Origin of the sequence: Wenzhouxiangella sp. XN79A (assembly GCF_012272825.1) — a bacterium.
In the GTDB taxonomy this organism is placed as follows: domain Bacteria; phylum Pseudomonadota; class Gammaproteobacteria; order Xanthomonadales; family Wenzhouxiangellaceae.
In genome coordinates, this window is record NZ_JAAWWS010000145.1 from 41,726 (window position 1) to 68,150 (window position 26,425).

26 protein-coding genes are annotated in these 26,425 nt (G+C 68.8%); 15 read left to right on the top strand and 11 right to left on the bottom strand.

Going from position 1 to position 26,425, the window contains the following annotated elements:
* The first annotated feature begins 99 nt into the window (after nucleotides 1-99).
* Complete coding sequence (locus HFP89_RS06905; protein WP_168716914.1) at nucleotides 100-789, top strand: DUF3593 domain-containing protein; 690 nt, start codon at nucleotides 100-102, stop codon at nucleotides 787-789.
* On the opposite strand, the gene HFP89_RS06910 is transcribed toward HFP89_RS06905, so the two are convergent.
* Both HFP89_RS06910 and HFP89_RS06915 read right to left on the bottom strand, forming a co-directional pair.
* Nucleotides 783-1,373 carry a hypothetical protein gene (locus HFP89_RS06910; RefSeq protein WP_168716915.1) on the bottom strand — a complete coding sequence of 197 codons (591 nt, stop codon included), beginning with the start codon at nucleotides 1,371-1,373 and terminating at the stop codon, nucleotides 783-785. The genes HFP89_RS06905 and HFP89_RS06910 overlap by 7 nt on opposite strands.
* Complete coding sequence (locus tag HFP89_RS06915) at nucleotides 1,370-1,942, bottom strand: hypothetical protein (RefSeq protein WP_168716916.1); 573 nt, start codon at nucleotides 1,940-1,942, stop codon at nucleotides 1,370-1,372. Before HFP89_RS06915 ends, HFP89_RS06910 begins: the two co-directional genes overlap by 4 nt.
* 181 nt (nucleotides 1,943-2,123) lie before the next feature.
* Here HFP89_RS06915 and HFP89_RS06920 point away from each other — a divergent pair, with 181 nt between their 5' ends.
* A complete protein-coding gene (locus HFP89_RS06920) occupies nucleotides 2,124-3,404 on the top strand; it encodes an FAD/NAD(P)-binding oxidoreductase (RefSeq protein WP_168716917.1) in 1,281 nt (426 codons plus the stop codon).
* On the opposite strand, the gene rlmJ is transcribed toward HFP89_RS06920, so the two are convergent.
* Nucleotides 3,393-4,196 (bottom strand): 23S rRNA (adenine(2030)-N(6))-methyltransferase RlmJ, encoded by an 804-nt coding sequence (gene rlmJ, locus HFP89_RS06925; protein WP_168716918.1) that lies wholly within the window; start codon nucleotides 4,194-4,196, stop codon nucleotides 3,393-3,395. The genes HFP89_RS06920 and rlmJ overlap by 12 nt on opposite strands.
* 441 nt (nucleotides 4,197-4,637) lie before the next feature.
* Between rlmJ and HFP89_RS06930 the strand changes: the two genes are divergently transcribed.
* On the top strand, nucleotides 4,638-6,029 hold the full coding sequence (locus HFP89_RS06930) for a TIGR00366 family protein (protein WP_168716919.1): 1,392 nt from the start codon (nucleotides 4,638-4,640) through the stop codon (nucleotides 6,027-6,029).
* Nucleotides 6,030-6,045: 16 nt separating this feature from the next.
* Here the strand turns inward: HFP89_RS06930 and HFP89_RS06935 are convergent, their stop codons facing one another.
* A complete protein-coding gene (locus HFP89_RS06935; RefSeq protein WP_168716920.1) occupies nucleotides 6,046-6,408 on the bottom strand; it encodes a hypothetical protein in 363 nt (120 codons plus the stop codon).
* 125 nt (nucleotides 6,409-6,533) lie between these two features.
* On the opposite strand from HFP89_RS06935, the gene HFP89_RS06940 reads away from it, so the two are divergent.
* From HFP89_RS06940 to HFP89_RS06960, 5 genes are all read left to right on the top strand, one after another.
* A complete protein-coding gene (locus tag HFP89_RS06940) occupies nucleotides 6,534-7,580 on the top strand; it encodes an energy transducer TonB (protein WP_168716921.1) in 1,047 nt (348 codons plus the stop codon).
* Nucleotides 7,562-7,759, top strand: a complete 198-nt coding sequence (locus HFP89_RS06945; RefSeq protein ID WP_168716922.1) for a hypothetical protein — start codon at nucleotides 7,562-7,564, stop codon at nucleotides 7,757-7,759. Before HFP89_RS06940 ends, HFP89_RS06945 begins: the two co-directional genes overlap by 19 nt.
* Before the next feature lie 355 nt (nucleotides 7,760-8,114).
* A complete protein-coding gene (locus HFP89_RS06950) occupies nucleotides 8,115-9,494 on the top strand; it encodes a diguanylate cyclase (protein ID WP_168716923.1) in 1,380 nt (459 codons plus the stop codon).
* Between the two features lie 55 nt (nucleotides 9,495-9,549).
* On the top strand, nucleotides 9,550-10,038 hold the full coding sequence (locus HFP89_RS06955) for a DUF1643 domain-containing protein (protein WP_206212251.1): 489 nt from the start codon (nucleotides 9,550-9,552) through the stop codon (nucleotides 10,036-10,038).
* 97 nt (nucleotides 10,039-10,135) lie between these two features.
* Nucleotides 10,136-13,027: a serine/threonine-protein kinase gene (locus tag HFP89_RS06960; RefSeq protein WP_168716924.1), complete on the top strand. Its 2,892-nt coding sequence runs from the start codon at nucleotides 10,136-10,138 to the stop codon at nucleotides 13,025-13,027.
* A 30-nt stretch (nucleotides 13,028-13,057) separates the two neighbouring features.
* Here HFP89_RS06960 and HFP89_RS06965 read toward each other — a convergent pair whose 3' ends face one another.
* Complete coding sequence (locus tag HFP89_RS06965) at nucleotides 13,058-13,636, bottom strand: ECF-type sigma factor (RefSeq protein ID WP_168716925.1); 579 nt, start codon at nucleotides 13,634-13,636, stop codon at nucleotides 13,058-13,060.
* Nucleotides 13,637-13,890: 254 nt separating this feature from the next.
* Here HFP89_RS06965 and HFP89_RS06970 point away from each other — a divergent pair, with 254 nt between their 5' ends.
* From HFP89_RS06970 to HFP89_RS06985, 4 genes are all read left to right on the top strand, one after another.
* The gene (locus HFP89_RS06970) at nucleotides 13,891-14,853 is read left to right on the top strand and encodes a hypothetical protein (RefSeq protein WP_168716926.1); all 963 of its coding nucleotides are present in this window, start codon (nucleotides 13,891-13,893) and stop codon (nucleotides 14,851-14,853) included.
* Between the two features lie 397 nt (nucleotides 14,854-15,250).
* On the top strand, nucleotides 15,251-16,222 hold the full coding sequence (locus HFP89_RS06975) for a hypothetical protein (RefSeq protein ID WP_168716927.1): 972 nt from the start codon (nucleotides 15,251-15,253) through the stop codon (nucleotides 16,220-16,222).
* 128 nt (nucleotides 16,223-16,350) lie between these two features.
* Complete coding sequence (locus HFP89_RS06980; RefSeq protein ID WP_168716928.1) at nucleotides 16,351-16,884, top strand: hypothetical protein; 534 nt, start codon at nucleotides 16,351-16,353, stop codon at nucleotides 16,882-16,884.
* On the top strand, nucleotides 16,881-17,372 hold the full coding sequence (locus tag HFP89_RS06985; RefSeq protein ID WP_168716929.1) for a hypothetical protein: 492 nt from the start codon (nucleotides 16,881-16,883) through the stop codon (nucleotides 17,370-17,372). Before HFP89_RS06980 ends, HFP89_RS06985 begins: the two co-directional genes overlap by 4 nt.
* Nucleotides 17,373-17,416: 44 nt before the next feature.
* On the opposite strand, the gene HFP89_RS06990 is transcribed toward HFP89_RS06985, so the two are convergent.
* The 3 genes from HFP89_RS06990 to HFP89_RS07000 are packed head-to-tail and all read right to left on the bottom strand — an operon-like array spanning nucleotide 17,417 to nucleotide 20,360.
* Nucleotides 17,417-18,244 carry a uridine kinase gene (locus tag HFP89_RS06990; protein WP_168716930.1) on the bottom strand — a complete coding sequence of 276 codons (828 nt, stop codon included), beginning with the start codon at nucleotides 18,242-18,244 and terminating at the stop codon, nucleotides 17,417-17,419.
* Nucleotides 18,241-19,092, bottom strand: a complete 852-nt coding sequence (locus tag HFP89_RS06995; protein WP_168716931.1) for a uridine kinase — start codon at nucleotides 19,090-19,092, stop codon at nucleotides 18,241-18,243. The genes HFP89_RS06990 and HFP89_RS06995 overlap by 4 nt, the downstream gene beginning before the upstream one ends.
* Complete coding sequence (locus HFP89_RS07000) at nucleotides 19,089-20,360, bottom strand: CbiQ family ECF transporter T component (protein ID WP_206212252.1); 1,272 nt, start codon at nucleotides 20,358-20,360, stop codon at nucleotides 19,089-19,091. Before HFP89_RS07000 ends, HFP89_RS06995 begins: the two co-directional genes overlap by 4 nt.
* Between HFP89_RS07000 and modA the strand changes: the two genes are divergently transcribed.
* The 3 genes from modA to HFP89_RS07015 are packed head-to-tail and all read left to right on the top strand — an operon-like array spanning nucleotide 20,359 to nucleotide 22,789.
* Nucleotides 20,359-21,120: a molybdate ABC transporter substrate-binding protein gene (gene modA, locus HFP89_RS07005; protein WP_168716932.1), complete on the top strand. Its 762-nt coding sequence runs from the start codon at nucleotides 20,359-20,361 to the stop codon at nucleotides 21,118-21,120. The genes HFP89_RS07000 and modA overlap by 2 nt on opposite strands.
* Nucleotides 21,120-21,797, top strand: coding sequence for a molybdate ABC transporter permease subunit (gene modB, locus HFP89_RS07010; RefSeq protein ID WP_168716933.1), 678 nt, complete (start codon nucleotides 21,120-21,122; stop codon nucleotides 21,795-21,797). Before modA ends, modB begins: the two co-directional genes overlap by 1 nt.
* Entirely contained in the window at nucleotides 21,794-22,789 is a 996-nt protein-coding gene (locus tag HFP89_RS07015) for an ATP-binding cassette domain-containing protein (protein ID WP_168716934.1), read from the top strand. The genes modB and HFP89_RS07015 overlap by 4 nt, the downstream gene beginning before the upstream one ends.
* 11 nt (nucleotides 22,790-22,800) lie before the next feature.
* Here the strand turns inward: HFP89_RS07015 and HFP89_RS07020 are convergent, their stop codons facing one another.
* From HFP89_RS07020 to HFP89_RS07030, 3 genes are read right to left on the bottom strand one after another with little or no spacing between them, the layout of a single operon-like run.
* A complete protein-coding gene (locus HFP89_RS07020; protein ID WP_168716935.1) occupies nucleotides 22,801-23,178 on the bottom strand; it encodes a diacylglycerol kinase in 378 nt (125 codons plus the stop codon).
* Nucleotides 23,175-25,214: a M3 family metallopeptidase gene (locus HFP89_RS07025; RefSeq protein WP_168716936.1), complete on the bottom strand. Its 2,040-nt coding sequence runs from the start codon at nucleotides 25,212-25,214 to the stop codon at nucleotides 23,175-23,177. Before HFP89_RS07025 ends, HFP89_RS07020 begins: the two co-directional genes overlap by 4 nt.
* On the bottom strand, nucleotides 25,211-26,419 hold the full coding sequence (locus HFP89_RS07030; RefSeq protein WP_168716937.1) for an aminotransferase class I/II-fold pyridoxal phosphate-dependent enzyme: 1,209 nt from the start codon (nucleotides 26,417-26,419) through the stop codon (nucleotides 25,211-25,213). Before HFP89_RS07030 ends, HFP89_RS07025 begins: the two co-directional genes overlap by 4 nt.
* Between the last annotated feature and the right edge of the window lie 6 nt (nucleotides 26,420-26,425).

Below are 26,425 nucleotides of genomic sequence, written 5' to 3' on the forward strand. Positions count from 1 at the left end.
CCCCGGCTGGCATCCGGCGCTGCCGGTTCCTATACTTCCGGGCCGTCGTGCGACCGACGGTGCCGGTCTCCCGTTTTCCGACTCGAGTGAATTCTGGCCATGCTGCTGTCCGTACCGACCTGGATCATCCACCTGCTGACGGTCAGTGAGTGGTTCGCCGCGATCCTGCTGTTCGCCGGCTACGGGCGCGCGATCGACAGCCGGCCGCTGCGCCTGTTCGCGCTGTGCATGGTCCCGCACCTGCTGGCCGGGCTGTCGATCCTGCTGTTCCACGCCGGCGGCGATCGCTGGGACGCCGTGCTCGGCGTCGGGCGCGGCCTGACCTTCGTCGGCGCGCTGTGCCTGCTGGCGGCCACCGTATCGATGCTGCCGGTTCGCGGGTCCGGCCGGGTCTGGTGGCTGGTGCCGCTGGTGCTGGTCAGCGGGCTGGCCTTTGCTGCGACGAGCCCGGAGGGCGTCCGTGCGCTGCTGCCGCTGACCAACGTGCTGTACCTGGTCTTTCTGGTCGCCCTGGTCTTCGTCCGCCGCAGTGATCCGCGCCTGTTCTCGTGGCTCAGCGTGGCCGGGTTCTGGTTCCTGCTGGTGTTCGTCGCGGTGACGATCTACACCCAGCACGTGGCCGTGAACGTCATGGGTCTGCCGAGCCTGTCGCACGCCGACCTGCTGCACGGCGGCAGCGAGGCCTTCCTGTCGGTCAGCAACCTGATGATCGCGCTGGGCGCGATGCTGCAGCTACGGCGTTTCCAGCGCTCGGCGAGCGTCGCCGGGCCGGGCGTGCCGATTCAGTAGTCCAGCCGGTCGAATTCCCGGATATTGATCAGCATCTCGTGGACCGCGGCTTCCAGCGCCTCGCGATCGCGGGCCTCGGAGACCCGACGGATGCTGTCGACGATGGCGATCCACCAGTTCATGTGGGTGGCGCTGAGCTGGGCGGCGACGGCGACCAGGTCGCGGGCCAGCGAGACGGTCTCGACCGCTTCGCGCTTCAGCGCGACCAGGCTGTCGAGGTCCGGGTGGCGCTGTTCGAGCTGCAAGAGCAGCGCGTCGACCATGGACGGGTCGTTTTCCAGCCGCTTCGACGAGGCCGGGTCGGCGTCGGGCTCGAGGAAGGCGATGTCGAGCAGCGACAGCAGGCTGCGGAACGAGCCGCGCAGGCTCAGCCAGAGCTCGCGCCGGCGGGCCGATTCGCGCGAGCGCTGGATGAGCGTCAGCAGGCCGACCAGCACGAAGCCTTCGACGCAGAAGCCGATCAGCTCCGGCAGCAGCGAATCGTGGAACGGGCCGCTGGCGTCGACGTCGTAGAGCATCCACAGCAGCACCAGGCCGATCAGGCCGAACAGCGCCATCGGTGCGATCAGGAACAGCCGGTTCATTCGTCGTCGCCCGATGCGTTGCCGGCGCTGCGGTCGGCGAAGGCCCGGACCACCCGGGCGATCCGGTCGGCCTCCTCGGCGGTCAGGTCCAGCGGCAGGTTGTCGATGTAGACCACGTGATCGTCGCGCACCGGCACCGGCACGATTCGCGATGGGTTCTCGGTGGCCTCCAGCCGGATGCGTTCGGCGGCGCGCTGCTCATCGCTCAGGGCCGGCTCGGCGCGCGAGCCGCGTGCGAAGTTGCGCACCCGCTCGCGTGCGCTGGGCTTGAACATCGACGGCGCGTCGAGCCAGCGCAGGTAATCGTCCAGGCCCTTCTTGAGCCGGTCGCCGTAGACGGCCAGTGTTTCCGGCCGGATGCTGGCGCCTTCGAGCTTGTGGAACCTCGCGACCAGTGCATCGACGTCCAGCGTCCGGATGTCGCCCCGCTCGGCCTCGGTCAGCTCACCGGCGAGGTGATCCAGCGCATTGCGCCGGGCTCGCGCCGTGGCCGGGTTGATCAGACCTTCCATCCCGGCCTGCTTCAGGAACCGGCCGAGGGCCTCGGCGGTGTAGTCGTTCTCGCTCATTCGAACTGCGTCCGTGGTTGCCCGTGCCTGCAGCGAATGATCCGTGCTGCCGGGGCAAACATCAAGCGCGTGGTGCGGACCGTCCTGCGGTCGAGTTGCACATAGAATTAGAAAAGTCTAATATTAAGGAACGCGCATTCACGCAGCGAACCCGAGCGCTGCGCTTTTCCGGGAGGATCCCATGGCACGCATCGTCATCCTCGGCGCCGGCATCGGAGGGGTACCGGCCGCCTACGAGCTTCGCGATCGGTTGGGTCGCGACCACGACATCACGGTCGTCAATCGCGACACCCACTTCCAGTTCACGCCGTCCAACCCCTGGGTGGCGGTCGGCTGGCGAACGCCGGAGGCGGTCAAGGTCGAGCTGGCCCGGCCGATGGAAAAACGCGGCATCCGCTTCGTGGCCGGCCAGGCCGAGGCGATCGAGCCCGAGGCCAACCGGGTCCGGCTGGCCGACGGCGAGGTGCTGGACTACGACTACCTGGTGATCACCACCGGACCGGAACTGGCCTTCGACGCCATCCCCGGGCTGGGTCCCGACGACGGCTACACGGTGTCGGTCTGCACCACGCCGCATGCCGCCGAGGCCTGGGCGCAGTACCAGAAGTTCCTCGAGAATCCCGGGCCGATCGTGATCGGCGCGGTGCAGGGCGCCAGCTGCTTCGGGCCGGCCTACGAGTTCGCCATGATCGTCGATGCCGACCTGCGCAAGCGCAGGCTCCGCGACAAGGTGCCGATGACCTTCGTGACCAGCGAGCCGTACATCGGCCACCTCGGTCTCGGCGGGGTCGGTGATTCCAAGTCCATGCTCGAGCACGAGCTGCGCCAGGCCCACATCCACTGGGTCACCAACGCGCGCGTCGACGAGGTGCGCGACGGCGTGATGGCGATCACCGAGGTCGACGAGGACGGCCAGGACAAGCGCAGCCGGGACCTGGAGTTCGGGTTCGCGATGATGCTGCCGTCGTTCCGCGGTGTGCCGGCGGTGGCCTCGACCGAGGGCCTGTGCAACCCCAAGGGCTTCGTCACCATCGACAAGCACCAGCGCAACCCCACCTATCCGAACATCTTTTCCGCCGGCGTCTGCGTCGCGATCCCGCCGGTCGAGGACACGCCGCTGCCGGTCGGCGCGCCGAAGACCGGCTACATGATCGAGTCGATGATCAGCGCGATCGTCCACAACATCGCCGCCGACATCGAGGGCGGTGAAGCCGACGCGGAGGCGACCTGGAACGCGATCTGCCTGGCCGACCTGGGCGACACCGGCGTGGCCTTCGTCGCGCTGCCGCAGATCCCGCCGCGCAACGTGACCTGGGCGAAGAAGGGCAAGTGGGTGCACTGGGCCAAGATCGCGTTCGAGAAGTACTTCATGCGCAAGGTACGCAAGGGCCATGCCGAGCCGGTCTACGAACGCTACGTGCTCAAGGCGATCGGCATTCGCCGCCTGACCTCACGCAGCTGATCCGGCCTCGGCCGGCCACAGTGCCGTGATCCGGGCCAGCGCATCGCGTGCGCTCCACGGCGGGTTGACGATCGCCATGCCGCAGCCGGTCATGCGCCCGAGTCGCTCGGCCTCGGTGAACCGGATGCGAAGATCCAGCCAGGACTCGTCATCCAGGCCGAGGATGTCCGGCAATGCATCGGGCGTCGTCGCCTTGCCCTCGATCACCGGGTACCAGATCGCGTAGACCCCATGGCCGAACTGCCGGAGTGCGGCGGACAGTGCGTCGGCCAGGTCGTCCAGCTCGGACTTCAGCTCGAACGGCGGGTCGATCAGGGTGAGTCCGCGGCCCGTCTTCGGCGCCGGCAGCGAGGCCAGCGTCGCGTAGCCGTCCCCGGTCACGATCGAAACGTGGCGATCCCGCGTGAACCGTTCGTTCAGCGCCCGCTGTTCGGTCGGGTGCAGTTCACACAGGACCAGCTCGTCCTGCCCCCGTAGCCGGTCGCGCAGCAGCTCTGGCGAGCCGGGGTATCGGGCCAGCCGTTCTTCGGGGTTGTGGCGCCGCACGGCGTCGACGTAGTCGGCCAGGGCGGCCGGAGGGTCGCGCCAGATCGCTCCGATCCCGCGCTCGAATTCCCGGTTCTTCGTCGCGAACTCGTGACCCAGGTCGTAGTCGGCCGGACCGGCGTGCGTGTCGACGAAGCGGATGCCCTTCGGCTTGCGCTGCATCGCCTCGACGAGCGCCAGCAGCACGGCGTGCTTGAAGACATCGGCGGGGTTGCCGGCGTGAAAGCCGTGGCGGTAGCTGAGCATGGGCAGGGACGAGGGGCAAGGGACGAGTCGGTTCGGCGTTCGTATCCGATGATGCGGCGCGCTGGCCTCACGCGCAAGCCCGAATCCAGACTCGCAGCTGATCGAAGGGTACTCGCCCCTCGTCCCTTTCCCCGTCCTGATTACGCATCAAACACAGCTACGGAGTGCTTTTCTTTCAGAAGCTTGTTCCCGATTGAAACCGCAAATGAACGCACATGTCCGAGGGGCGAACCAGGCGGTCGCATCGGCCCGGATGCGCTTCGAACTCGATCGGATCAGCCGCCCTGGATTCCTTTGCGGTTCAGAAGAAAGAGTTCGGGCCGTCCGACGGCTCCTTCCGTTCGCTGGCTGAGTCCGCTACGCAATCAGGTTCCCCTTTTCCCTCGCCCCATGTCCCTCCCAAGGGTATTCTCCCCCCTCAACCCCGTCACCCGCAGGTCCATGCTCGCATCCCTCGGCAACCTGTTCTCCTCCCGCCTCCGACGCTGGATTCCCGAGCCCTTCGTGTTCGCGCTGGTGTTGACCGTGCTGGTCGCCGCGCTGGCCTGGAGCGCTGCGGGGACCCCGATCTCGGAACTGAGCGGCCACTGGTACCGGGGCTTCTGGATGCTGCTCGAGTTCGGCATGCAGATGGTGCTCATCCTGGCGACCGGCTTCGCGATCGCGCTGTCGCCGATCGCCAGCCGAGTGATCGATCGGCTGTCGAGGCTGGCCCGATCGCCCGGCGCGGTCTATGTGCTGGTGCTCGTGGCCGGCGGCCTGTTCAGCCTGGTCAGCTGGGGCTGGGTGGTGCTGACCGCGGTGCTGGCCCGCGAGCTGGCGAAGCGGGTCGACGGCGTGGACTACGCCTACCTGGTCGCCTGCGTCTACATCTCCGGGCAGCCGTGGGTCGGCGGCCTGTCCAGTTCGATCCCGCTGCTGCTCAACACCGACGGCAACTTCCTGATCGAAAGCGGCGTGCTGGCGGCGAAGATCCCGGCTTCGGCCACGCTCGGCAGCGCGCTGAATGCGGCCTACGTCGCGCTGTACTTCCTGGCCGTACCGCTGCTGATGTGGGCGATGCGGCCGCGAGCGGACCGGGCAAAGACAGTGGCCGACCTGGCCGATGCGAACGCGCGCGACGAGGTCGATGTCGTCGACGAGGCCGAATCACTTCGGCTCGGCGGGACGAGCGTCTCGGACCGACTGAACAACGGCTGGCTGCTGCAGACGCTGGTCGGCCTCGCGGCGCTGGCCTACGTGGTCGGCCACTTCGCCGGACGCGGCTTCGACCTCGACCTCAACATCATGATCTTCACCTTCTTCGCGATCGGGCTGCTGGTCCACCGCACGCCGATGCGCTATGCGATCGCGATGAAGCGGGCCTGCGCGAACGTCTCGGGGATCATCTTCCAGTACCCGTTCTACGCCGGGATCATGGGCATCATGATGTTCTCCGGGCTCGGCGCCCAGGTCTCGCTTTGGCTGGCCGACGGGGCGAGCATGGCCACGCTGCCGCTGATCGCCCAGTTTGCCGGTGCCGTGGTCAACTTCGCGATCCCGTCGGCCGGCGGCGAATGGGCGGTGATCGGCCCTTCGCTGACCGAGACTGCGCTGAACCTTTCGGCCCACCTGCCGCCGGACGAGCAGCAGGCCTTCGTTGCGAAGATCGCGATGGCGGTGGCCTACGGCGAGACCTCGACCAACCTGCTGCAGCCGTTCTTCCTGCTCGTCGTCCTGCCGGTCATGGGCGCCGGCGTGGTGCTGCAGGCGCGCGACGTGATGGGGTACCTGGTGATTCCGTTCGCCGCGGTCTATGCGCTGACGGCGCTGTTGCTGGTCGCCGCGCCCTGAGTCGCGCTGCGCGTATTCAGTCGCGCGCCGTGATCGTGACCAGCAGCGCGACGCCCGCACCGGCCAGCATGCCGAGCGGACCGGTGACGAACAGCCCGAGCATCGGCCCCTGGGCGCCGGTCGGGTCCAGCAGTATCGGCCCGATGAAGCCGATCAGGAACCCTCCGGCCAGGCCGACCACCGCGCCGATCGCGACCGTTCGGCCCAGCCCGGCGGAGGGCCGTCCGAGCGCGCGCCAGGTCAGGGCGCCGAAGCCGATCGCCATGATGAATGCAGCGATCGTGGCCAAGCCGGACGCGTCCGGCAGCATGATCACCGCAGCCAGCCAGGTCACCAGGTAGGCGGCCAGTGCCGCGGCCAATGTGGCTGTCCATCGCATGTCGAACCTCTCTTCGTGGTTCAGCGTACCCCGCGTATCGCCAAGCGGCGACCGGCCGTCCGGCGCAAAGTACGTGACTTCGTGTTCTTCTACACTGAAATACGGGAACAGTAGAGGGAAACGTCATGAACAATGCTAGGCGGTGGACGGCCGCGATGGGGATCCTGCTGGCCGGGCGCATCGATGCCGCCAGCTGCGAGGGCGTGGCCGACCGCGAGGTCGTGCCGCTGGTGCAGGTCGAACCGGCCTATCCGGCCGAGGCGGCGATGTTCTGCGTCGAAGGCTACGCGCGCTATGCCTTCACGATCCTGCCGGACGGCACCGTCGCCGACGCCCGGGTGCTCGAGAGCGTTCCCGAAGGCGCCTTCGACGCCGCGGCCAGGATCTTCGAGTTCTGGCGCTTCTCGCCGCGCTGCGTCGACGGCAGGGCGGTATCGCGCACCGCCACCCAGCAGGTCGATTTCACGCTCCCGCCGGGCCTGCCTCACTGCGGCGGGGGGGTTCCGGACGCGGCCGTGCCGCTCCAGATCGAGCTGGTCGCATTGATGCAGCGGGTCGACGAGGCCTTGCGCGCCGGCCGGTCGCCCGACATCGAAGAGGCCCCGGTGCTCGATCCCCCGTATTCCGCGATCGAAGGGGCCTACCGGCGATTCTTCGTGGCCCAGGCCGACCTGATGGCTCACGAAGTGCACCCCTGGGTCCGGGACGCGGACCGCGTGCTGGGTCGGGCCGAGCGGGTGCCGGGCCTCGATCTGCGAACGCATCTGGAGACGCTCGACGAACTGCGTCGGGTCTACGAGACCGACGTGGCCGAATGGTCGCGGCTTGCCGACGCCTTCGACGCCGAGCTGGCCGAGATCGCCGCCAGCGGCGACATTCAGCCCGCGGTCCGCCGCGTGTTCATCGATCCGATGCTCGACGCCGGCGCGCGCGACGCGGAACTGGACCGGGTCATGCAGCCGACCCTGGACCTGCTGGCGGCCGAGCGCACGCTGGTCGAATGGTTGCTCGCTCACGCGCACGAGTGGGAATTGGCCGACGGCGAACTCCGCTTCGCCAGCGATCGGCTGGAGCGGGATTATCTCGGGCTGGCCGAGGCGCGGGACGCCGCGCGCGAGCAGGTCCGGCTGGACGCGGCGCGCCAGGAGATGATGTGGTCGCCGTCGCGCTGATCGCTTTCAGCGCCGCGGCAGGCAGGGGCCGGCATTGTCTGCCATTGGGGCGTCCGGGTGGTCTCGAGCAGTTCGCGATCGATCGGTTCACGCAGCACGCTGTCTTCCGGCAGCATCAGCGCGTGGTCCAGGCGTTCGATCCGTTCGCGCAGGACCGCGGGTCGGAGTCGCCGCGCTGACCGATCCGGTGGATCAGCAGCGGTACCTCGTACAGCACCGCCGGCCCGCGCTCGCGGACCACGCCGTCCAGGGCATCGGTGAGCGTATCGAATCGCCGGGCGCGGAATCGGTGGTCGGCCAGCCTGCCGATCGCGCGGCTTGTGTTCGGCGCCGGCCTGCTGGCCGTGGCGTGGTTCCGGGCTTCGCGAACGGTTAGGATGAAGGCCGGTTCCGGCCGCCTGGGTGCGGGCCGGGTAACTCGACTTCACTCGGGGAGGGTGCAGCATCGGCATCCGCCGGCGCGCACGGTGCATGGGCGAAACGTCATCGGAATCCAGGTCTCGGCGACCCTGGCCCCCGGCCCTGCTCGGCCCCGTGGTCCTGGTCGGGTGGCTGCTGCTCTACCTGGTCGGCACGCTCGGTTCCTACGCGCAGCACGCCAGCCTCTGGTTTCCGCCGGCGGCGCTGACGCTGGCGGCCCTCCTGGTCGTCGGCTGGCGAATCGCGCCGATGATCGCGCTGGCGATCGTGCTGGTCACGATCTGGCCGGTGTTCGGTGATCCGCCGTCGTCGAGCTGGATCGACTCGCTGGTCGCCGGCCTGGTGTTCAGCGCTGCGCACCTGGCCAGCTACGGCCTGGCCGCGATGGCGCTTCGGCAGCTCGCCCGGCGGGCCGAGCATCAACTCCCATTGATCGTCATCGACTTCGTGCTGGTGGCCGTGGTCGGCACCTTGCTGGCCAGCCTGCTCGGACCGCTGGCCCTGATCCTCAGCGGGTTGATGGATGTCGGTGAGCTGGCCGAAAGCTGGCTGGCGTTCTGGGTCGGCGACCTGGTCGCGGTGATCGTGCTCGCCCCCTGGTTGATCGAGATGCTGATGCGGGTGACGCCGCGCCCGGGGTTCCGGGTGCGGCCCGTGGTCGCGGCCGACCCCGGCTGGTCCGGCCCGTTCGCGGTCCGGCTGGCGGCCAATGCCGTCGTGATCAGCGCGGCCATGCTGCTGGCGGCCGGAATGGGCACGGTGGAAAGCGCGTTCGCGATCTTCGTGCTGCTGCTGCCGCAGATGTGGCTGACCTTCTCCGAACCGCCCACCCGCACGCCGATCGCCACGGCCTTCAACAGCGCCGTTGTGGTCGGCTGGCTGTTCGTGCTCGATCTCGAGCCGTTCGTGTTCGTCTACCCGTTCGCCGTGGCCATCGTCGCGACGGTCGCCTATTTCGGGGTCGCCATCCCGCTGCTGGCCCGGGACAATTCGCGCCTTCGCCAGAGCGTCATGGTCGACCGGTTGACCGGCGCCGGGTCACGCGAGTTCCTCGAGCGCCAGGCTGCGCTGGAGCTTCGCCGCATCGAGCGCAGCGGCGCGGCGCTGTCCCTGTTGGTCATCGATCTCGATCGCTTCAAGACCATCAACGACGAGCGTGGCCACGTCAGCGGCGACCGGGTGCTGGCGGCCACCAGCCAGGCGATCCGGGGCGTGCTCCGCTCCGGCGACGTGTTCGCGCGCTTCGGCGGCGACGAATTCGTCGCGCTGCTGCCGGACACCGACCCGGACATCGCCGGCGACGTGGCCGAGCGGATCCGCCGGGTCGTGCGCGAGATCGACACCGACGGACACGGCCCGTTGACGGCCAGCATCGGTCTGGCCGAGAGCCGGACCGGCGATGATTTCGCTCGGCTGTTCGAGCGCGCCGACCGCGCGCTGTACGAGGCCAAGCGCGCTGGCCGCGACCGGCTGCGGATCCACACCGCCGAGTGAAGCGCGCTGCGTCCGTGTTCAGGCCGAATCCATTGCAGATCACCCCAGCTCGAAAATGGCCAGCGCACGTCTCATGAACTCCGGCGCCCATTTCTCCCGCTGCCGCACCTGGCGCTATGCACTGTGGCGCGAGTGGGACGCGGCGCGTCCGCGGGTGATGTTGATCGGCCTGAATCCGTCGACGGCCGACGCCCGGCGCAACGACCCGACCATTCGGCGCTGCATCGGGTTTGCCCGCGACTGGGGCTTCGGCGGGGTCTGGGTGCTGAACCTGTTCGCGTTCCGCGCGACCTACCCCGAGGACCTCAAGATGGCTGACGACCCGGTCGGGCCGAAAAACGATCGTTGGCTACGCCGGGTCGCGAAGGCCTGCCCGCGCCGGGTTGCCTGCTGGGGCAACGACGGCGCGTTCCTCGGCCGCTCCGCACGAGTCCGCGGGCTGCTCGGCGACCGGCTCGAGGTCCTGCGGTTGAACGCCTCCGGCGAGCCGGCCCATCCGCTGTACCTGCCGAAGACGCTGTGGCCGGTGGTCTGGTCGAAGTGAACCTGCTCGGGCGTGCGGCGATGGTTGCGGCCGATGGAATTCGTCTGTACAAGAAGATCCTCCAATGCGCGCGGTCCGCACCCGGCCGAGATTCGATATGACCGATTCGAACCGATTCCAGCGCCTCCAGGCGCTGTTCCATGAACTCGAGGCCCTGGGGCCCGAGGCCCGTCAGGCGCGGCTGGAGGCGCTGGCGGCCGAGGATTCCGCGCTGCACGCCGAGCTGGTCAGACTGCTGGAGCCCGATGATCGGCTGGCCCGAGATGAACAGGCGCTGGACTCGGTGGCCGGCCGCGGCGGCATGGCCGCCTCGATCGGCGAGTTTTCTCCCGATCTTCCCAGCGACCCCGAAGCGGTCGGCCCCTATCGGCTGGTCCGCCTGGTCGGCGAGGGTGGCATGGGTCGGGTCTACCTGGCCGAACAGGACGAGCCGGTCCGCCGGCGCGCCGCGCTGAAGCTGACCCGCCGCGGCCTGGACAGCCAGGAAGCGATGGCCAGGTTCCGCGCCGAGCGCCAGGCGCTGGCGGTGCTGGAGCACCCGAACATCGCGCGGGTGTTCGACGCCGGCAGCCTCGAGGACGGCCGCCCGTGGTTCGCGATGGAGTACATCGAGGGCGTACCGATCACCGACTGGGCGGCCGAGCGGCAGCTGGGGCTGGCCGAGCGCATCGAGCTGCTGCTGCCGGTCTGCGAGGCGGTCCAGCATGCCCACCGCAAGGGCCTGATCCACCGCGACCTGAAGCCGTCGAACATCCTGGTCGTCGACGACGGCGGCCAGCCGGTGCCGAAGGTGATCGACTTCGGCATCGCGCGGGTGCTGGAAGGCGACGCCGACGACCGCACGCAGGTCACGCGGCTGGGCGAGCTGATCGGCACGCCGGAGTACATGAGCCCGGAGCAGGCCGCGCTGGGCGAGGTCGACATCGACACGCGTTCCGACGTCTACTCGCTGGGGCTGGTGCTCTACGAGTTGCTGGTCGGCACGCTGCCGATGACCGGCCGGGAACTGCGCGCGCTGGGCTTCGAGGCGATGTGCCGGCAGATCCGCGAGGGTGAGACACCGCGGCCCAGCCGGGTGCAGGCGGCGCCGGAGACGCTGTCGGACGCGACCACGCAGCGCTGGCGCGCGCGGCTGAAGGGCGACCTGGACTCGGTGCTGCTGAAGGCGCTGGCCAAGGACCGCGAGCGGCGCTACGGCAGCGCGGCGGACCTGGCCGACGACCTGAAGCGCTACCTGGCCAACGAGCCGGTGGTCGCGCAGCCGCCGTCGCTGCGCTACCGGGCCGGGAAGTTCATTCGGCGGCACCGCTGGCCGGTGGCCGCGACTGCGGCTGTGGGGATGGCGCTGATCGGCGGCGCCGTGGTCGCGTTGTTCGGCCTGCAGCAAGCGCGCGAATCCGAACAGCTGGCGCTGGCGGCCGCTGAGCAGGCGCGCGCCGAGCGCGAGACGGCCGAGAAAGCGACGGCCTTCATGGTCGAACTGTTCCAGGCCGCCGACCCCCGCGAGAATGCCGGCTCGGATCCGACGGCACGCGAGCTGCTGGAACGGGGGCGCGAGCGAGTCGACGAACTGGACGATGCGCCGGCGGTGCGGGTGCGTCTGCTCGAATCACTGGGCGAGGTCTACTGGTCGCTTGGCGATCTCGACGGGGCGCTGGAGCTGATTTCGCAGGGTATCGCCGAACATCGTGCGGCCCTGCTCCCCGATTCGCGCCGACTGGGCCGGATGCTGGGTCGCCTGGGCGCGGTCCATCGCGACCTCGGTGAACTGGCCGAGGCCGAACGTTACTTCAGGGAGGCGCTGAACGAACTGGAAGCGGCCGGTACGATGCAAAGCCAGGAAGCCGGATTTAATCTGAATCAGCTCGCGATCGTCCTATCGCGCACCGAGCGCTTCGACGAGGCGGTCGAGACCTACCGCCGCGCACTAGAAGTGACCGAGCGTCTGGGCGCGGCAACCGCCGACGATAGCCTGGCCGTCCAACAGCGTTTGAACGTGCTGCGGGCCAACATGGCGGTGGTCCAGTATCGGCAGGGCGATCTCCGGGGCGCTGCCGATTCTTTCGAGCAGGTCCTGGCAGAAGTTCAGCAGGAGTTGCCACCGACGCATCCGTACATCGGCACCCTGCACAACAATCTGGCCAATGCCTATCAGCGCCTCGGGCACCGAACCGCGACGCGGATGCACGCCGAACAAGCGGTCGAGATCGACAAGGCGGCCTCCGGCGAGCGCCATCCGTCCGTGGCCGACAGCCTCCTGAAGTTGGGCCAGGCGCTCCAGCTGCTCGGGAACTACGACGCGGCCGAGGCCGCAATTGAAGAATCGCGCGAGATCCTGGTCGAAAACCGCGGTGCCGAGAGTATCCAGGTCGCGATGCGGGACTACGAGCTGGGCATGCTGCAGATCCGCCGCGGTGAGTGGGCGCGGGCGCTGACGTACTTCGAGGTCGTGATCGAGCGCGCCGCTGCGACGCCGGATCTGACCGATCGACAACGGGCCAGCCACTACCGGAATCTCGCGATGGTCCTCCGGGGTCTCGGCCGCACCGCCGAAGCCGACCAGGCCGCCCGCCGGGCGCTGGCGCTGGCGGGCGACGAGGCTCCGGCGCGCGGCGAGCGCACCAAGGCCAAGCTGGCGCTTGCCTTGCTCGCGGCCGATCTTGGCGACAACGATGCCGCCGGGCAATGGCTGGATGCCGCGATGCAGGACGATCAATGCGCGATCGATTCTCCGTGCGACGTGCTCGATTACGCCACGACCATTCCCTCAAGGGCTGCTGTGCTGGCCCGGATGGGGCGCACTGCCGAGGCATTCTCGGCGCTCGAGGCAGGCATCCGGAATCCGGGTTGGCATCTCGGGATGCTCCAGGACCCTGACCTGCAAGCGCTGCGCGGGGAGCCGCAGTGGATGGAACTGCAGAAGCGCTTTCAGGCCCGGGTCGAGGCCGATCGACGCGATGGACGACCAGTGCCCTTGCTCGACCCATGAGGTGGGATCAAACGACCGAACAAGCCTCGATCAGCCCGGATTGCGCGGTACGCCTCGATCCAGCCAGTCGGCCAGCCAGCGCCGCGCGAAGCGCCAGTCGCGCTCGGCGGTCGACAGCGAGATCTCGAGCAGGTCGGCGGCTTCCTCCATCGTCGCGCCCCAGAACACCCGCAGGCCCACCAGTTCGGCCTTGCGTGGATCCAGCGCCTGGAGTTCGGTCAGCGCCTCGGGCACGTCGAACAGGTCGAGCGACGATTCGTCCCGCACCCAGGACAGGGTGACGCGCTGGAGGTCGCCGCCGCGCTTCTGCGCGCCGCGCTTGCGCTGGTAGTCGATGATCGCGCGGGCCATGACCTGGGTGGCGTAGGCGAAGAAGTGGCGCCGGTTCTCGAACTCCACCGGCTGCTCGAACAGTTTCAGGATCGCATCGTGGGCGACCATCTGCGGCTCCAGCGTCAATCCGTCCAGCCCGCCGCGGTTGCCGGCGGCCAGCTGGTTACGGGCAATCCGCTCCAGCTGCCCGACCACGGCCGCGACCAGCGCCTCGTCCGCGGCGCGGTCGCCGCGCGCGGCGCGGTCGAGCAGCTGGGTGATCGGCGCTTCGGTCATCGGAGGTCCGCGGGGCGGTGTTTCAGGCCGCAGTATCCGGCGGCCTTCGGTGACTCGTCAAGCGGGTGGGCCGACGTGCGCGGGCCGCCGCGCGGTGAGCCGAGCCCGACGGCGGCTGCCGCAGTGTTCGCCTGGCAGTTGCGCCCGCCCGTTCGATCCGCCTATACTCGGGCGGCCCCGGGGATCGTTTGTGTCGATCGATCCCGGGCCGCTGCATTCATATTGCCGAAGGATTCGAGAGGGAGGGCCGCCCGATGAACGTCAGATCCATTACCGCGCTCGTTCTGTTCGCCATGGCCGGAACGGTGTCCGCGCAGACCGTCTACCTGGCGACCGGGACCGGGATCGATCAGAACAGTCCGGCCGAGCCGCCGCAGGAGACCCTCTACTCGCTGGACGTCGCATCGTGCACGGTGACGACGATCGGTGCGATGGGGGATTCCATCACGGCGATGGACTTCGACAACGCCGGCAACCTGGTCGGCATTCGCGCGACCGATTCCACCCCGCCGTACACGCTGTACTCGCTGGATCTGAGCAGCGGTGCGGCCACGCCGATCATCGACCTGACCGACGGCGCCGGTGGAGCCGCTCCCGGCAACTTCCCGGACATGACGTTCAATCCGGTCAGCGGGACCTGGTACGCCTGGACGGAAAGTTCCGACGACCTGTCGGTGGTCGATCCGGGGACCGGCGTGGTCACCGTACTGGGTGATTCGACCCTCGGTTCGGCCGGTTCCGGCACGGCGGCCGACAGTGCCGGAACCATCTGGTCGATTCCCTGCTCGGGCTGCGGGGACGGCGTGCGGGGTCCGAACGCCAACGGCGAGCCGCGCGGCGGCAACGCCGGCGATGAGATCTGGACCATCGACCCGACGACGGGCGCGGCGACCTTCGTCGTGCAGCTGACCGGCGAAGACACCGGTTCGACGATCAACGGCATGGATTTCGCCAGCGACGATACGCTGTATGCGATCGAAGGTGGATTCTGCTTCGACACGAACTGTCCGACCCGGCTGGTCAGCGTCGACACCACCACCGGCGCGATCACGGAGGTCTGCCCGCAGTCGGCGCTGCCTGTCGGCATCGACGCCATGGCCGTCGCCGGGTTGCCCGCCTCGGTCGCGGTGCCGTTGATGAACCACTGGATGTTCCTGGCCATCGCGCTGCTGCTCGGCAGCGTCGCCGCCTCCCAGGCCTGGCGCCGCCAGGCTTGATCGATGGCGCCGTCGCTTCGGCGGCGGCACGGCAATCGACGGAACGGCCGCCCCTCGGGGCGGCCGTTCCTGTTTCGACGTGCTGCCGCCCACCAGTGGCTGCCGCGTCCATGAAGCGCGCGATTCCCGGTCCGGGAGCGGGGTTGCGGTTCCCGGCCGCGCCAGCCGTGCGGCGTCGCCCGTGGATCGGAGCGCTCGGGGTGACCGCGCCGGGGGGCGGACTCGGCCGCCGACCCGTCGGACGGCGCTCGGCCGGGCCGTTGCATTTCCGGCGGTCGGCATCCTATACTCCACGCATCCTATCGTTTCGGGCCTGCGAGTCCGAAGCCCATGACCAGGATCGGCCGCGCTCGCCGTCCGTGCCGCCACTCAGGAAACTCAATCGGGAGCAACAACAATGAAAACCACGATCCTCTCCGCCATCGGGCTGCTCGCGCTGGCCGGGTCGGTGTCCGCCCAGACCGCGTTCCTGGCAACAGGCACCGGAATTTCGAACGGCACGCCCAGCGAGCCGCCGCCGCAGACGTTCTACGCGCTCGACGTTGCCACCTGCTCGGTCTCGACGGTGGGTACGATGGGCGACTCGATCACGGCGATGGACTTCGACAATGCCGGCAACCTGGTCGGCATCCGGGCCACCGATTTCACGCCGCCCTATACCCTGTATTCGATCGACACGGGCAGTGGCGCGCTGACCTCGATCATCGACCTCACCGACGGAGGGGGTGACCCGAACGTCGGCAACTTCCCCGACATGGCGTTCGACCCGACCACCGGCAACTGGTACGCGTGGACCGAGAGCGGCGATGACCTGACCCAGGTCGATCCGGGCACCGGCGTCGTGACCGTGCTGGGTGATGCCTATCCGGGGAACAATCCGTCGGCGGGCTCGGGCACGTCGGTCGACAGCAGCGGCACGATCTGGACCATTCCCTGCTCGGGCTGCGGTGACGGCGCTCGCGCCGGCAATGGGAACGGCGAGGAGCGCGGCGGGGTCATCGCCGACGCCCTGTACACCGTCGATCCGACCACCGGCCTGGCCAGCTTCGTCGTCCAGCTCACGGGGGAAGACACCAATTTCACGATCAACGGCATGGATTTCGCCAGCGACGGTACGCTCTACGCCATCGAAGGCGGTTTCTGCAACGATACCAACTGCGCGACCCGCCTGGTGTCCATCGACACCACCTCCGGCGCGATCACCGAAGTCTGCCCGCAGGCGGCGCTGCCGACCGGCGTGGATGCCGTGGCGATCGCCGGCCTGCCGGCCTCGGTGGCCGTCCCGCTGATGAACCACTGGATGTTCCTGGCCATCGCGCTGCTGCTGGGCAGCGTCGCCGCCGTCCAGGTGTGGCGACGCCAGGGCTGATCGATCGCGGGGCCGCTCCGACGGCCCTTCGTTCGGCTCGATGCATGGACAGCGACGGCCGCTCCGACCCGGGGCGGCCGTTTTTTCGTTCAGGGTGAAACCAACGGGTTGCGTACGCGATGCGCGGAATGAGCTGGATCGAGCGGTTGTTGCTGGGCGGAGCGGTCGGCCTTGGGCTGGTACTGCTCGTCGTCGGCCTGCGCGAGAACGCCGAGGAGATGCAGGCGGCGCCGACGACCGTGCCGAGGATCCCGATCGGCGCGGGAACGCCCTGGGACCCGGACCAGGCCGTCCGCTCGCCGCAGCATTGCACCACGGCGGAGCAGCGCTCCGGTGTGACCTGGGTGAGCGCGTCGGGGGAAACGGCCTGGGTCGGCTGGTCGTCGAGTCCGGAGCAACACGCCGTGCCTTCGGCCGTTCCGTTCGACGAACCCTGGTCGGTGCTGCGCGTTCACTTCTGCCGGAAGGCACCGATCGAACTCACGCGGTCCGAGGCAGAACCGCTGGTCATCGGGACGCGACTCGCGGCGTCCGGCCGGCGGATTCGCGCCGGCCTGTACGAGGCCGGAGAGCGAAGTCTCGGAACGCCCTACCGCATCGAACTGCTGACCGAACGATCGCCTGAATCCAATGGCCTGTCCGAAGAGGAACGACCCGAATGAAGTCCTTGATGCCCATCGTTGCCGTGGTTCTGTTGCTGGGCGCCGTGGCGGCCTTCGTCCAGGCCGTGCGGATCAGCGACGCACCGTCGCTTCCGGGTGAGCCCTGGACCCCGCCGGAACGCCCCGAAGTCGTCAACCGCTGCGCCGCCGAAGGGTTCGCGCAGATCCGATGGATAGGTGCCGATCCGGAATCGCGGCCGACCCGGGACCTGATCGAGCAATACAGCCAGGGCGTGGTGCCGGACGGCCGGCACGGGGGTGAGGCCGGCATCCAGCTCGGTGAGCTCCTGCCGGAGGCCGCCGCGGTGGAGCTCGTGCCCTGCGTCGGTGAACCGATACGATTCTCGCAGTCCGATCTTCGGACCGGGCAGGGCATCTGGCTGGTCCCGAACCAGCGGGGTGCGATGAAGGCGATCGATTTCCGGGTCGAACCGCGAGGGCAGTTGATCACCCGCGCGGTCCATTCGCTCGAGCCGATCGCCGACTGATCCGGCGGGTGCGGACGACGCCCGCGGCGGCGTCCGTTCCGGAGTCAGTCCGCGCGAATCACGCTGCCGCCGGTCCCGCCTTCCAGCGCGTCGAGCACGGCGCCGTCCTTCAGCCCGTTGATGAACCGGATCTCGCGGACCTGGGCGGCGCGCTGCATGTACTCCAGCACCACCCGCTCGACGATCAGTTCGTCCTGGCCCGAGGCCAGCAACTCGCCGGCGGTGATCTCCGGGACGAACTCCGCGTCGGGGTTCTTCTTCGGGTCGTCGGTGTACAGCCCGTCTTCGTCCTTGATGAACAGCACGCCGCGGGCGCCGAGGAACTCGCCCAGCAGGTAGACGCCGGCGTCGGTGCGGTGGGGCGGGATGCGACCGGTTTCCGGCGACTTCTCCCAGTATTCGAAGGTCGGCATGCCGGGCACGATCGGGATGCTGCCGGCGTTGAGGAACATCGGCAGCAGTTCGAAGTGATCGACGTAGCACATGATGCCGCCGTGTTCGGCCAGCAGCATGTGCAGCATCCGGGCATTCTGCACCGGGACGGCGGCGCCCAGCCGCGCCAGCACGGCCGTCGGCAGGTCGAGATCCAGGCCCAGCGAGTAGACGTGACGCGCACGCGTGCCGCCGCCGACGCCCAGGATGAAATTGATGCCGCGTCGGCGCGCCTCGATCAGCTGCTCGAGGATCGGCTGGACCGCGTCCCGGCCGCGGTCCATGATGCTCTGGCCACCGATCTTCAACACCCAGGTGTTCGGCAGCATCCGGACCGGCGGGAATTTCCGGCGAAGCGCCAGCGGATCGTCGATGGCCCCGGGGCCGGTCGGGGCCGGGGTCTCGGCCTGGCTCTTGAGCCACTGTACTCGCTCGGTCATGCCGCGCTCTCCTGGGTGTAGCGGTCGTTGTGAATCAGCGTGCCGACATCCTCGCCGGCCAGCGCGGCCCGCAGCTGGCCGGGCACCAGTCCGTTGATCACGCGCACGGCGTTGACGCTGCGCGCGCGATCCAGCGTGCGCAACAGTTCCCGTTCCACGGGCAGGCCGGGCAGCCCCCGCTCGAGCAGCTCGCGGGCGGAGATGCGCGGAATGGTCTCCAGCTCGGCGCCCGATGACACGTCGCCGTCGAGCACGCCATCGACATCGCGCACGTAGGTGACGCTGCGCGCGCCGAACACTTCGGCCATCAGGAACAGGCCGACGTCCGGGCCGTTCTCGGGCAGGACGCCCTCGCTCGGCGGCGGCTCCCAGCAATGGTACGGGGGCTGTCCGATCGTGACCGGGATCATGCCGTCATTGAGCTGCAGCTGGAGATTCTGGATTTCATCCTTGATGAACACGATGCCGCCGTTGGGCGCGAGCAGGAACTGCAGGATGTCCCGGTTCTGTTCCTCGGAGCCGCCGACGATCCGGGCCAGGCCCCCGTTGGGCAGCCCGAGGTCCAGGCCGATCTGCTGGGTGTGCCGTGCGCGGGTTCCGCCGCCGACGCCGACGATCATTCGGTGGTCGGCCTTGCACTCGACGATTTCATCGACCAGCGGAAGGATGGCCGCCGCCCCGCGGTCCATGATGCTGCGCCCGCCGACGGCGATCATGTTGACGTCGGGCACCATCCGGCGGACCTGGTCGGAGTGCGTTCTCCGGCCCAGTTTCTCGCTGACCAGGGATTCGCGCATCAGGCCGGTGTCGAGATGCAGCCGGCCGTCGTCGTGCGGGGACTGGCTCATTTGGGGGTTCCTCGGTGCGTGTCGATGGAAGGGTGTTCGATCCTCGACCAGCGACCGCTCAACCAGGGGGTAAGGCTGGCGCCGAGCGTCGCGAACACGGTCTGGGAGATCAGGAACGGCAAGTATATCGCGAATAGTCCGGGATGCCCCCCGGCCAGAAGGATCATCAGCAACCCGGCCGAGAACCGGAGAATTCCCAGCACCATTCCCGCCAGCGCAAAGACAGGCCAGCGCAGTCCGCCGCGCACCCGCCGAAGCAACGGCGCCATCAGGTCCGCCGCCACTCCCGGCAGCAGCCACTGGACGACCTCGAACACTCCGAATCGCCCCTGGCCGAAGAGAAAACTGAGCAGCCCGATGGCCAGGCCGCACTGCGTGGCACCGAATCGGGACCGCGTGGTGACCGCCACGAACAGGTACAGCGGCACGATCAGCAGGTTCTTGTGGCCCGGTGCGATCGGCAGACCGGGAAGCACCTGGAGAAACCGCACGCTCATGATGGCAAGCGCCGTCATCAGGATCAGCGATGCGTCGCGCACGGCCGGTGCGGGGAGATCGGGAGCGCGATCGGCGATCCATTGCTGGGCCCGTTCGAGGCTGTGGCGCAGAATCCCGACCACCGCGTCCAGCCGGCGCTGTCGAAAATCCGACCAGGTCAGGGACGCCGGACCGTCGGACGTCGCCGACGGTCCTTGCCCACCGCCGCCACTTTTGCCGGTTCCTTTCCCGCCCCCTTTTCCGCCTCCTTTCCCGCCCCCGGAGCCGGAGCCGGGCCCACCTTCGCTGCCGAGCAGATCGAACACGCCGTCCACGGCAAGTGCCGCCATCCGCGGCAGGCCGAACGATCGAATCGCCTCGGCAAAGGCGCCCGGCGGCGCCGAGAGCCGGACCAGCGTGCTGGCCACCACCACGATCAGGACCCGCAGTGACAGTGCAAGCGCCATCCAGAGGCCGTCGTGGTCGATCCATTCGCTCGGCGGCCCGTCGAACAGCGCCGACCATTCGGTCGCGTTGACCAGGAAGATGAACAGGAAGAACAAGCCCAGCCGGCGGATGATGCGGCCGAGCGGCCGCGCGTCGAGCTTCATTACCGCGTAGAGCAGGAGATGGGCGAGCGCGATGGCCGCGAGCAGATCCAGCCGTTCGAAGCGGAACATCGCGATCGACAGCACCAGCAGGTAGACCAACGCCAAACGGACCGCCGATGGCCGCAGCCGGAATGCGCTGGGTATACTCCCTCCCTGTTTCATCGGACGAAGAATGCTCATGTTGCGAGTGCCTGCGAGTATAGTCCTGGCCGCCGTCGGCCTGTTCGTCGTCGGTTGCAGTGGCGACCAGGAGGAGGCCGGGTCACCGCTGCGGCTCGCAGTGGCTTCGAACTTCGCCGAGCCCGCGCGTCGATTGGCCGAGGCGTTCGAGGCGCAGACCGGCACGACCGTCGAAATCAGCAACGGCTCGACGGGCAAGCTGTACCACCAGATCCGCTCCGGCGCGCCGTTTCACGTCTTTCTCGCCGCAGACCGTGAACGGCCGACCTTGCTGGCCGAGGCCGGGCTCGGTCGGGCCGACACCCTGTTCGAATACGCCGCCGGCATTCTGATGCTGTGGATTCCCGGCCTGGCGGCGGGTGAGGACTGCCTGGCGGCGCTTCCGGACCTGGAGGGCAGGATCAGCATGGCCAATGCCGAGATCGCGCCCTACGGACTGGCGGCCGAGCAGGCGTTGATGTCGCTCGGTCTGTGGTCCCGGATCGAGCCGCGCCGCGTGATCGGCGAGAACATCGGCCAGACCTTCCTGTTCGTTTCGACCGGCAACGCCGCTGCGGGTCTGATCGCCGGATCGCAGGCCGTTTCCGTCGATCGGGGCTGCCTGCAGGAGATCGATGCGGATCTGCACGAGCCGATTTCGCAGTACGCGGTGCAGGTCGCCGAACACCCCCAGGCGCCGGTATTCGTCGAGTTTCTGGCCTCGGAGTCATCACGGGATCTGATTCGCGGCTTCCGCTACCGGACCGGCCCTGCGCGCTGATGGACTTTCCCGGCCTGACGCCGCTCCTGGTCACCGCGCAGCTGTCGGCCGTGACCACGCTGGTGCTGATCCTGATCGGCACGCCGCTGGCGTGGTGGCTGTCGTTTTCCCGCAACCGCTTCCGGCCGGCCGTGGAAGCCGTGGTGGCCATGCCGCTGGTGCTTCCGCCGACCGTGCTGGGGTTCTACCTGTTGTTGGCCATGGCACCCGATACGGTGCTGGGCCGCGGCTGGTTCGCGCTGACCGGCACGACGCTGGCCTTCAGCTTCTCCGGGCTGGTCGTGGCTTCGGCGATCTATTCGCTTCCGTTCTACGTGCAGCCGCTGACCGCGGCGTTTTCCCGACTGGGTCGGGAGACGCTGGAAACCGCAGCCAACCTCGGCGCCTCGCCGACCGCGACCTTCCTGCGCGTCGTCCTGCCGCAGTGTCGACAGGGCTTCGTGGTCGCGAGCATTCTCGCGTTCGCGCACACCGTCGGCGAGTTCGGGGTGGTGCTGATGGTTGGCGGGAACATTCCGGGCGTGACCCGGGTGGCCTCGATCGCCGTGTACGATCACGTCGAGGCGCTGCAGTTGACCGAGGCGCACGTGCTGTCGGCCATCCTGCTGGTGTTCTCGTTCATCGTGCTGTTGATCGTCTACGTCTACCTGGGGCGCCGCCGGGCGATGCTTGCGTGATCGACTGGACCGTCGAAGTGGACTTTCCCGGGCTGGCCCTGCGTGCCGAAGGCATCGTGGGCGCCGGCGAGGTGCTCGGCATCCACGGCCCCTCGGGCAGCGGCAAGTCGACGCTGCTGCGGATCCTGGCCGGACTCGAGCCCGGCGCACGCGGCGAGATCCGGGTGCACGGCACGCCCTGGATGGGCCGCGACGGGCAGACCGTGCCGGCCTATCGCCGGCGATGCGCGCTGGTTGCCCAGCGGCCGATCTTCTTCGATCACCTCGATGTCCGGGACAACCTCGCCTTCGGACGGCGCCGGCGCGGCCTCCCCGACGATGCCCGGCTGTTCGACCTGCTGCTCGACGTGCTGCACCTCGATGATCTGCTGAGGACCGACGTGACGCGGCTGTCCGGCGGCGAGATGCAGCGGCTGGCCATTGCCAGGGCCTTGTACAGCGCGCCCGACATCCTGCTGCTCGACGAGCCGCTGACCGGGCTGGATGACGATCGCAAGCAGCGCATCGTCGACTGCCTGCTGCGTCTTCGCGGTGAACTGCGCACGCCGACCCTGTTCGTCAGCCATCACGTCCAGGAACACGCCTGGATGTCGGATCGGATGGTGTTCGTGGACCGGGGACGCTTTTCCGAGTCGTTCGACGTCGGCGCCGCCCTGCGCGAGCGTGGTTTGAACGTGCTCGACGGCCTGCTGGTCGACGACGACTCGGTGCGGCTGGATGTCGACGAGCGGATCCTGCGCGTGCGCGAGCGGCCGCCGGGCCTCGTACCGGGTGACCGGGTGCGGATCCTGTTGCCCGCCGAGCAGATTCTGCTTGCCGACCATTCGGTGACCGGACTGGCCGACCAGGCGCTCGAACTGACCTCGTCGCCGACCCGGTTGGGCGACCACCTCGAAGCGTCCGTCGGTCGGCTGACCCTGGTCCTTCCCGCCGGTTCGCGCGGCAGGACCGCGCACTTCAATCTACATCCGCACAACCTGCGCCGGCTCTGATCCCGGCGCGCTCAGCCTGCAACGCGATCGAGCAGCGCGGCCAGCCAGACCGCGCCGGTGAGCATCATCATCGTCATGACCATCGCCGAACCGGCATCCTTGGCCTTGGCCGACAGATCGTGTTCTTCCTCGCCGATCCGGTCGACCGCGGCCTCGATGGCCGAGTTGCCCAGCTCGGCGGCCAGTACCAGCACCCAGGCGCCGACGAGCAGCATGAACTCCAACGCGCTGTCGGCCAGCAGCCCGGCCAGCGGAACCAGCAGCACCAGCACGACGAGCTGGAACCGGAACGCGGCCTCGTCGCGGAATACCCGCCGATAACCCTTCAGCGAGTTCTGCGTGGCGTAGACCAGACGCTTGAACTCGTTGTTCGGCGTGTGCCGTTTCACGCCGCGATCCCGTAGGCGTCGAGCAGCGGCTCGAGCATTGCAGCGCGGCCGCGGAACGCCTGCCACGACTCGGCCATCGGCCGACTGCCGCCCACGGCCAGGATTTCCTCGCGCAGTCGCCGGCCGACCTCGACGTCGAGCAGGCCGCGTTCGCGGAACAGCTCGAAGGCGTCGCGGGCGAGCTGCTCGGCCCACAGATAGCTGTAGTAGCCGGCCGCGTAGCCGCCGTCGAACAGGTGGCTGAAGCTCATCAGGTAGCGGTTGAACTCGGGCAGCGGCGTCACGGCCACCTCGTCGTGGATCCGCCGCATGACCTCGACGGGCGCTTCGTCGGTATCTCGGTGCAGCGCCATGTCGGTCAGGGCGAACTCCAGCTGCCGGGTCAGTGCGATCGCACCGAGGAACTTGCGGTCGTCGTTCAGGGCCTCGACCCACGCGGCCGGCAGGGCCTCGCCGGTCTCGTGGTGACGGGCGAAGGTGTTCAGGAAGGCCGGCTCCCAGGTCCAGCCCTCGAGCAGCTGGCTCGGCAGCTCGACGGCGTCCCATTCCACGCCGGAGATGCCGGCCACCGGTGGCCAGTCGACCCTGGTCAGCAGGTGGTGCAGGCAGTGGCCGAACTCGTGGAACAGCGTCACGACGTCGTCGTGGCGCAGCAGGCTCGGATGGCCGCTTCGCGGCGCGGCGAAGTTGCAGGTGAGAAACGCGACCGGCGCGCGCGGTGTGCCCGACAGCGCGCTGCGCTGCCGGCAGACGTCCATCCACGCGCCCCCCTGCTTGCCGGAGCGGGCGTAGAGGTCGAGATACAGCCCGGCGTCGGGTTGGGCCCGATCGCCGTCCTGCCCGAGCCGCACGCGGTAGTAGCGGACATCGGCGTGCCAGGTCGGCACGTCGTCGTCGCGCTCGAAGCGGATGCCGAACAGCCGCTCGGCCAGCCCGAACAGGCCCGTCAGCGTGCGTTCGAGTTCGAAGTAGGGCTTGAGCTTTTCCTGGTTCAGGCCCAGCGTGGCCTCGCGCATCTTCTCCGAGTAGTACGCGATGTCCCAGGGCTCGAGCCGGTCGGGCCCGCCCTGCTCGACGGCGAACGCGGTCAGCTCTTCGAGCTGCTCGGCGGCCGTGGCGCGGGCGCGTTTCGCCAGCCCGCGCAGGAAGTTCTCGACGGTCTCGGCGTTCGGTGCCATGCGACGCTCCAGCTTTGCCGCCGCCGGGTCCGGGTAGCCGAGCAGCGCGGCCTGTTCGCGCCTGAGTGCCAGCATCTCGTCAACGATCGGTTCGTTGTCGTGCTGCCCGGCCTGCGGACCCTGGCTGGAGGCGCGGGTGGCGTGCGCGGTATAGAAGCGCTCGCGCAGCTTTCGATCGTCGGCGTAGGTGACGATGGCGTGGTAGCAGGGGTAGGACAGGTCGGCCAGCCAGCCGTCGCGATCGGCGGCCTCGGCGCGCGCGGCCAGCGTGTGCAGCGCCGAGTCGGGCAGGCCGGCCAGCGCGTCGGTGGTCTCGAAATGTTCGGTGTAGCCCTCGGTGGCATCGAGCACGTGGTTGCCGAAGGTGTTGCCGAGCGTCGAGAGCCTGAGGCTGATTTCGGTGAAGCGTTCGCGCGCGTCGTCGTCGAGATCGACGCCCGACTGGCGGAAATCGATCAGCTCCTCGGCCACCATGCGTCGGAACGCTTCGGGCCGGTCGTTGAAGTCATCGCTCGAGGCCACGGTGTTCCAGCACCCATACAGTGCGCGATTCTGCCCGCGCGCGGTATAGAACGCGGTGATCTTCTCGAGACAGGCCGTGAACGCCTCACGCCACTCCGGCGTATTGGTCACGGCGTGCAGGTGGCCGACCGTCGACCAGGCCAGCGCCAGCGCGTCGTCGGCGCGGACCTCGTCGGCCAGCGTCTCCGGCGTGGCATCGCGTTCGCCGCGTTCGATGGCGTCGAGCAGCGCCTGGTACTCGGCCAGCCGGCGCTCGACGGCCGGCAGCGCGTGCTCCGGGCGAACCGCGTCGAAGCGCGGCAGGCCCGGTTCGAGCAGGGGATTGGTCTCGGTCATAGCAGTTCGTCGAGCTGTGTGTCGATGGCCTCGATCGCCCGGGTCAGGCGATGCGGCTCGGGCAGCAGGGTGATCCGGAAATGGCGCGGGTCGGCGATGTTGAAGCTGGTGCCGGGCACGACCAGCACGTGGTGATGTTCGAGCAGTTCGGCGGCGAACGCGTGGTCGTCGAAGTCGCGGCCGGTCTTCACCGACGGAAACGCATACATCGCGCCTCGGGGGGGCACGAGTTCGAGATGGCGCGAGGCGGCCACCGCGTCGATGACGGCGCGCCGGGCCTCGTACAGCCGGCCGCCTTCGCCGGTCAGTTCGTGGATCGACTGGTAGCCGCCCAGCGCGGTCTGGACGGCCCACTGGGTCGGCACGTTCGAGGACAGCCGCAGTGCGGCCAGCTTCTCGACCGCCAGCCGGTAGGCCTCGGCGCGTTCGATGTCGCCGGTGAACACCATCCAGCCGACTCGCCAGCCGCAGGCGCGATAGACCTTCGACAGGCCGCCGAAGCTGACGCACAGCGTGTCGTCGACCAGCGTGGCCATCGGCGTGAATTCCGCGCCGTCGTAGGTGATCGCATCGTAGATCTCGTCGGCGAACAGCACCAGGTCGTGGCGTTCTGCAATGGCCGCCAGTTCGTTCAGCAGCGATTCCGGATAGACCGCGCCGGTCGGGTTGTTCGGGTTGATCACGACCAGCGCACGCGTGCGCTCGGTGATCTGCGCCTCGATCGCGGCCGGATCGGGCAGGAAGCCGTTGCCGGCGGTGCACTCGTAGTGCACGGCCCTGCCGCCGTTGAGTACCACCGCGGCCGTCCACAGCGGATAGTCCGGCGCCGGCACCAGCACCTCGTCGCCGGGCTCGAGCAAGGCACGCAGGGTCAGGTCGACCAGCTCGGAGACGCCGTTGCCGATGAAGACCTGGTGGAAGCGCGTATCGACCAGCCCGCGTTCCTGGAACTGGATCGCCACGGCCTCGCGGGCCGGGAAGATGCCGGTCTGCGGGCCGTAGGCGTCGCTGGACTTCAGGTTGCGCACGATCGCCTCGCGCATCGTCTCCGGTGCATGCAGCCCGAACGCGCCGGGGTTGCCGACGTTGAGGTGCAGGATCTCGTGACCCTGGGCCTCGAGCTCGTGCGCACGGCGGGCCAGCGGGCCGCGGATCTCGTAGCGCACGTCGGCGACGCGGCTGGCGGTCTGGATCGGTGTCTTCATGGCCGT